At 50.7% G+C, this 6,517-nt stretch carries 8 protein-coding genes; 5 read left to right on the forward strand and 3 right to left on the reverse strand.

The window, feature by feature from the left end; translation table 11 throughout:
* Positions 1-26: 26 nt before the first annotated feature.
* Complete coding sequence (locus ACFOGI_RS06935; RefSeq protein WP_390270500.1) at positions 27-419, reverse strand: DUF1259 domain-containing protein; 393 nt, start codon at positions 417-419, stop codon at positions 27-29.
* 197 nt (positions 420-616) lie between these two features.
* Here ACFOGI_RS06935 and ACFOGI_RS06940 point away from each other — a divergent pair, with 197 nt between their 5' ends.
* Entirely contained in the window at positions 617-1,342 is a 726-nt protein-coding gene (locus ACFOGI_RS06940) for a hypothetical protein (protein ID WP_390270502.1), read from the forward strand.
* A 265-nt stretch (positions 1,343-1,607) separates the two neighbouring features.
* Here the strand turns inward: ACFOGI_RS06940 and ACFOGI_RS06945 are convergent, their stop codons facing one another.
* Complete coding sequence (locus tag ACFOGI_RS06945) at positions 1,608-2,681, reverse strand: SDR family oxidoreductase (RefSeq protein ID WP_390270505.1); 1,074 nt, start codon at positions 2,679-2,681, stop codon at positions 1,608-1,610.
* A gap of 208 nt (positions 2,682-2,889) precedes the next feature.
* Here ACFOGI_RS06945 and ACFOGI_RS06950 point away from each other — a divergent pair, with 208 nt between their 5' ends.
* Positions 2,890-3,123 (forward strand): hypothetical protein, encoded by a 234-nt coding sequence (locus ACFOGI_RS06950; protein WP_390270507.1) that lies wholly within the window; start codon positions 2,890-2,892, stop codon positions 3,121-3,123.
* A 224-nt stretch (positions 3,124-3,347) separates the two neighbouring features.
* Here ACFOGI_RS06950 and ACFOGI_RS06955 read toward each other — a convergent pair whose 3' ends face one another.
* On the reverse strand, positions 3,348-3,752 hold the full coding sequence (locus ACFOGI_RS06955) for a secondary thiamine-phosphate synthase enzyme YjbQ (protein ID WP_390270510.1): 405 nt from the start codon (positions 3,750-3,752) through the stop codon (positions 3,348-3,350).
* 196 nt (positions 3,753-3,948) lie between these two features.
* On the opposite strand from ACFOGI_RS06955, the gene ACFOGI_RS06960 reads away from it, so the two are divergent.
* From ACFOGI_RS06960 to ACFOGI_RS06970, 3 genes are all read left to right on the forward strand, one after another.
* A complete protein-coding gene (locus tag ACFOGI_RS06960; protein WP_390270513.1) occupies positions 3,949-4,887 on the forward strand; it encodes a DMT family transporter in 939 nt (312 codons plus the stop codon).
* 311 nt (positions 4,888-5,198) lie between these two features.
* Positions 5,199-5,822: an SGNH/GDSL hydrolase family protein gene (locus tag ACFOGI_RS06965; RefSeq protein ID WP_390270516.1), complete on the forward strand. Its 624-nt coding sequence runs from the start codon at positions 5,199-5,201 to the stop codon at positions 5,820-5,822.
* 109 nt (positions 5,823-5,931) lie between these two features.
* Positions 5,932-6,483 (forward strand): hypothetical protein, encoded by a 552-nt coding sequence (locus ACFOGI_RS06970; RefSeq protein WP_390270519.1) that lies wholly within the window; start codon positions 5,932-5,934, stop codon positions 6,481-6,483.
* The last annotated feature ends 34 nt before the right edge of the window (positions 6,484-6,517 follow it).

The raw sequence follows: 6,517 nt of genomic DNA on the forward strand, positions 1-6,517 counted from the left end.
AGTCAATGGATTGCTGTATGAAATACTTATGCTTTCAACACTTTAATGGAATCGGCTAGTTTCTGTGCGAACTCTTCTGGTTTTTCAACGGACTGGACATGCAGGTATTTGATGCTAGGCTCTGCGAACAGCCAGTGATTATGAAGTGCTGATATGGTAAGGTCGTTTTTACCAAGGGCTCTTGTGAAATCAGGGATTTCTTCCGGAAGCAGCACGATCTCGGCATGGTTGAGGGCTATTCCTTCTTCATCCACTGCCTCAAAATGGATTTCCATGCTCAGTTCACTTTTGAACGGGCGTCCTTGCACGGTCACATCCAAGTCCCTTTCCTTCTCCACAGCACCCATCCCTTCTTCTACACTGGCTTCTGCATCAAGGATTTCACCGAACTTCTTGGCAATGCTTTTTACGTCAGCCATTTGATCAGCTCCTTTTCACGTGATATATACCTCTTTCCTTTCAAGCATCGCTCCCTAAACATGGACGAGATGGAAGGGAGGGGCCCACGCTGGAACAACTGGAGATTATCCTGAGAGATCGGCTGCCCGCCTTCATACATAATGGTTGGTGGATACGGGTATGGAGCATATAGAAAGGGAAGAAGGAGGTGAAAGAGATGTTTTATGTATGGAGCATCCTCTGTCTTGCTGGATTTATCCTGGTCCATCTATCCTCCAAATACATGACGTTTTTCAGTTATATCCCGCGTAGTAAGTTGCTTTCAGCGGCAGGCGGGGTTTCTGTTGCATATGTGTTTGTCCATATTCTGCCTGAACTGCAGCATCATCAACAGCAGTTCAATCAAATGTCACAGGAAGGTACCATCTTTTCCGGAAACCATGTATATGTCATGGCATTCATCGGCCTGGCTGTCTTTTATGGTCTTGAACGGATGGTGAAACTGTCCAAAGATCAGTCAGAGGTATCGGATTATGCAGGCGTACAGGCGTTCTGGGTCCACATGTCCTCTTTCTTCCTCTATAATGCGTTGATTGCTTATTTGCTGATCCGGGGAGAGGGGAAAGATGTAGTGGAAATGCTGTTGTTCTTTCTGGCTATGTCTGTCCACTTTATCACCAACGATCATGCATTACGGGAAAACCATCAGGAAGTGTATGACCACTATGGCAGGTGGCTCCTGGCTGGCGGAATCATCCTTGGAGGACTGGTTGGAGAATTTGTCACAGTTCCTGAACAGATCATCGCCCTGTTGTTTTCCTTCCTGGCAGGGAGTGTTCTGCTGAACGTATTGAAAGAAGAACTACCGGAAGAGCGAAGCAGCAGCTTCTGGGCATTTATCCTAGGCGGGGGCGTTTATACGGCTCTTCTGCTTTTGGTCTGAGAGGTGGAATTGGGGAGGTTGCTGGGGCTTAGGGCCGAGTGGGTATAGATGTCGCCCAAGTGAGGCGTGGCGTGGTCTGAGTGAACGGACGAGAGGGGGCAGATATGCGATAGGCGTGATTGGAGGCAGTCATTATATTCGCTGAATGGAATGGCCGACTGCACTCCTATGCATAAGAGGCTCCGGGTGAACAATCCCCTTTGTAAAGAGGCAGTTCAACCTCAACCGGAACCTTTGATGTTCGCACGCTGGGTCGGCAAACTCGCTAGTCCCTGCGCCGGCTCCCTGAAGCGGCGAAGAGCAATGCGCCTATGCCGAGCGCGGCGACAGCGGTGATGCCGGAGTATTTGGAGGCTTTCATATATAGACTGCTTGAGCGGACATGGCCGACATTCGTCCCACGCTCATGCAGACCGTATCCCGCCTGGTAGAGGGCATTCGGCTCAGGGGACTCCACCGGAACGTTCTTATGCTGCGTGCGGGACAGGTAGGCTTCCACCACTTTGTCCGTCAGCCTTGGCGCAAGCGTTCCGAGCAGGGAGGCGATCTTCGCCTGGGATCCGACATACATATCACGCTTCGGATGTTCAGCCGCATGGAGAATGGCCTCGGCAATCGCGTCAGGCGGGTAGATCATCCCACCATGTGCCGGATGTTCCTCCATGTAGTTCCCTGCATGTTCATTATACGGGGTGTCGATTCGGCCGGGATGGACGAGAGTGATGGAAATTGGCGCCTGTTCTGCTTCCAATTCCATCCGCAGGCTGTTCGTCCAGCCGTGTACAGCATGCTTGGCTGCAGAGTAGGTCGATTGGATCACGGTGCCGACATCACCGAAAATGCTGCCGACATTGATCAGCGCACCCGTCGATCCACGTTCTTTGAAATGCGTGACAGCGGCACGGGAGCCGTATACGACACCCCAGAAGGTCGTGTCGAACATTCGTTTGATATCTCCCTCACTGACGTCCATCGCCCGGCCAAAAATCGTAATACCGGCATTGTTCACCCAGGTGTCAAAGCCGCCAAATTCATCTATTGCTGTGTCTGCGATCCGCTGCACGTCCTGTGACTTCCCGACGTCCGCTTTCACCCAGACAGCTTCATGTCCCAATCTGTTCAATTCATCCGTCAATTGTTTCAATGCCTCTTCATTCCGGGCGGCAAGCACCACCTTCGCGCCTTGTGCAGCAGCTTTCCTGGCGGTGACCAAGCCGACACCGCTGGATGCTCCGGTGATGACGATGACCTGATCCTTCAGCTTTTTCAGCGAAACCTGCTGTCCAAAAGGGATGCCGTCTTTCTTCCAGTCATATGATTGATTGTCCTGATGATCCACTATTTTTGACCTCCTTCATTGCCATGAGCAAGATGAATCCATCCGCTTTTCAGTTTTCCCATACCGAGTAAAAATACACGACAGTTTCAGTGAACAGAGGAGAGACGTGGAGGAAAAAGCAGGCAATACATGTAAGGAAATTCAATGAATAGGATGAGGGCAAAAAGCGAAAGGTAACAGGGTAATTCAATTAAGAGGAGGAATCTCAATGTCCACACAACAAGCACAACAAACCCTTCAACAGATCGGCCAAATCGCCCAGCAGCTGGCCCAGCAGGAGCAGCAGAATGCACAGCAGCTGCAACAGCAAGCACAAAATCAGACCGGTACCCAAATGAGCGCCCAGCAACAGCAAATGGGTCAGCGTGAACAGAATGCTGCCCAGCAATTGCAGCAGATCCAGCAGCTTGTCCAGCAGTGCCAACAGCAAATGACTCAGTAATTGTCTAAGGAACCCATCGCCGGATGGGTTCCTTTTTTATAGTATGAAGTAAAACTTCCTCTGGGTTTGATTGTGGGAAAGCATGGAAAAATCAGTTTTATGTAGAATTCTAATTCACATTTCGCATGGAAATATAAAATCCGCCATATTTCCCGGGAAATGACGGATTTATATTTCTCTTCTTATTTATTCTGTCAAAAGGTGGAACTTCCTGGTTCCGTTTGTCAGCCTTCCATCAGCTTGACGACATATTTGCGGTTTCGGCGCGGGCCATCGAACTCGCAGAAATAGACGCCCTGCCAGGTGCCGAGCACCAGGCTGCCGCCGGAAATGATCAGTGTCTGGGCATGGCCGACTGTGCTGACTTTGAGGTGGGAAGCGGTATTTCCTTCCATATGCTTATCCTTTGGATGGTCCCATGGATAAACCTCATCCAGTCGCGTCAGCATATCTGTTTTAACATCCGGGTCGGCATTTTCGTTGACCGTAATGCCTGCGGTCGTATGCATGGAGGAAACCACTGCAATGCCGTCCTGCAGCCCCTCTTCTTGAATGAACCTCTCAATTTCCCGGGTGATGTCGATCATCTGTGAATGGTTGTTTGTGTCGAGATGGAACGTTTTCTGCATCATGCTCATCCTTTCGTTCGTTGGTGTTTCTTCCATTCTACTAAATGGCGGCAGGGGATGCATGTAATGAGGGTCGGAATTGTGTTTTTCGACAGATTATTGCGCCATTCCCGCCATAACCCGCTTTGGTTGCTTAACCGGAATCTTTCCCATAAGATATAGTTTGTTATCAAAACAGCTTAGGAGATGACCTGAAGTGACAAGTATATTTCAACATAAATGGGCAGTCATCGGGATTGCCATTTTCTGTTCTATATTATGGGGGAGTGCTTTCCCTGTCCTGAAAGTGAGTTATGAGGAGATGCAGATGGCGCCGGATGATCCGGTAGCGAAAATCGTGTTTGCGGGAATCCGCTTTCTGCTGGCGGGATTGATCATCCTGGCAGGTCTGCTGTTCACGAGCCGGAGGCATCTGTTGGTCACCCGCCGCCAAGTGCCGGTGCTGATTCTGTTCGGAATCACCCAGACATCTATCCAGTACTATTTCTTCTATAATGGACTGGCCCAAGTATCGGGCATGCAGGGTTCTATTTTATCTGCGAGCGGCACATTTTTCACCGTGCTGATTGCGCATTTCTTTTATATGAATGACCGTTTGAATTGGAAAAAAATGTTCGGTCTCATTGCCGGTTTCTCGGGAATCGTACTGGCAAATTGGGGCCAGGAACTACAAATAAGTTTCACATGGACCGGAGAAGGGTATATGCTACTTGCAGCACTTACCAGCGCGATTGCTACCATCATGGCGAAAGAGTTGGCAGTCGGCATCCATCCATTTGCACTGACCGGATGGCAGCTGACGATCGGCGCCGCGCTCATGCTGATGATCGGCCTGCCGCAAATGGAGGAAAACGCGATTGTCTTCACGCCATTCGGCTGGGGACTGCTGCTCTATTCAGCACTCCTCTCTGCCGTAGCATTCGCCCTGTGGTATTCGATTTTGAAATACAACAAAGCTGGAGAAATAAGCATGTATAAATTCATCGTCCCCGTCTCGGGCACCGTCCTGTCCGCCATCTTCATCCCGGGCGAGCATTTGAATATATACATCTTCGCCGCCATCGCATTGGTGGCCATCGGAATAATCGCCATCAATTACCGCGGAAGAAAACTGCCGGAGAAGGATATGGCATAAGGGGAAGGCGCCCGCTTCTTTGACTCGGGCGACGCATTCCCATAGCTCGGGCCGCGCATGGTCGCAGTCGGGCGACAGCACGTGCTACTTGGGCCGCACATCAGCTCAGTCGGGCGTCAGCACATGCCGCCCGGGCCGCGCACCATAGCAGTCGGGCGCCAGCACGCGCCACTCAGGCCGCGCACCAGTGCATCCAGGCCCCATCCAACGCACTACCTATTAATCTAATGTTTTACGCAATGCACGAACCACATATTTTAGTAGAACGACAGAATAGATTCCAACGATAATCAATTAAATGAGGTGATAGTATGTCAGCCAAGCGAGTGGTCTTTATTGGAGACAGTATTACGGATGCGGGGAGGCGTACGGATCCGGAGGAATTGGGGAATGGTTATGTACAGTTGGTGCGTGATTGCCTGGTGACTTCTTATCCGGACCAGGATTGGGAGATTTTCAACCGTGGGGTAGGCGGTGATCGGATCGTTGACCTGCAGGAGCGTTGGCAGGATGATGTTATTGATTTGAAGCCTGATGTCTTGTCCGTTTCCATCGGCATCAATGAGGTGTGGCGCCAGATCGATGAGCCGAACATGGAGCAGGTGTATGCAGCGGATTACGAACGGATTTATGAAGAGCTGTTGTTGAGAGTGAAGGAAGAGACCGATGCGAAAATCGTCTTAATGGAGCCTACCGTGATTGAAGAGGATCCATTTGCCGGCGGGAATGAAAAGTTGAAGGGATATGTGGAAGCTGTCCAGCGCCTGGCAGAGAAATTCGACGCAATACTGGTGCCGACACACGAGGCATTCCTCCAGTATCTGAACGCTAATAACCATGAGAAATTGACGACAGACGGCGTGCATATGAACCGACTTGGCAATATGCTGATGGCCTCGACATGGCTCAAGACAGCTAGAGAAAAAATTGTGTGAGTCCTAGACTGACCGTGCGTCGTTTAGGAATACTATATAAGAGCAGTCCAATCTGGATAGAGATTGGACTGCTTTTTTTGGTGGTTGGACTGAATGGGGCAGCTGTTGTTTGATCAAACGTTTGATTAATTATTTTTGTGGCGGTATATCCGCGGGAGAGCTGCGATATCAGCAGGAGGTACGCGGAATCAGCGGGAGAGCTGTGATATCAGCAGGAGGCGCAGGAAATCGGCGGGAGAACTGGCATATCAGCAGGAGGCACCGGAAATCGGCGGGAGAACTGCGATATCAGCAGGAGGCGCAGGAAATCGGCAGGAGAGCTGGGGTATCGGCAGGAGGCACGCAGAATCGGCAGGAGAGCAGGGGTATCGGCAGGAGGCACGCAGAATCGGCAGGAGAGCAGGGGTATCAGCAGGAGGCACGCGGAATCGGCAGGAGAGCAGGGGTATCAGCAGGAGGCGCAGGAAATCGGCGGGAAAGCTGTGATATCCGCAGGAGACGCAGGAAATCCGCGGGAGAGCTGGAATATCAGCAGGAGACGCAGGAAATCGGCAGGAGAGCTGTGATATCAGCAGGAGAGCTGGCATATCAGCAGAAGGCGCCGGAAATCGGCGGTAGAACTGCGGTATCAGTCAAGTCCTCATTGTTGTGTAAATTCTAGTTACAATTTTTCAACCACTTATTGATTATATGGA

Origin of the sequence: Virgibacillus xinjiangensis (assembly GCF_042643145.1) — a bacterium.
Lineage (GTDB): Bacteria > Bacillota > Bacilli > Bacillales > Amphibacillaceae > Virgibacillus_O > Virgibacillus_O xinjiangensis.

Bases quoted from the DNA above. Each gene is read 5' to 3' on its own strand.
- ACFOGI_RS06955 (WP_390270510.1), bottom strand. From the start codon at position 3,752: ATGCAGAAAACGTTCCATCTCGACACAAACAACCATTCACAGATGATC.
- ACFOGI_RS06935 (WP_390270500.1), bottom strand. From the start codon at position 419: ATGGCTGACGTAAAAAGCATTGCCAAGAAGTTCGGTGAAATCCTTGAT.
- ACFOGI_RS06965 (WP_390270516.1), top strand. From the start codon at position 5,199: ATGTCAGCCAAGCGAGTGGTCTTTATTGGAGACAGTATTACGGATGCG.
- ACFOGI_RS06950 (WP_390270507.1), top strand. From the start codon at position 2,890: ATGTCCACACAACAAGCACAACAAACCCTTCAACAGATCGGCCAAATC.
- ACFOGI_RS06940 (WP_390270502.1), top strand. From the start codon at position 617: ATGTTTTATGTATGGAGCATCCTCTGTCTTGCTGGATTTATCCTGGTC.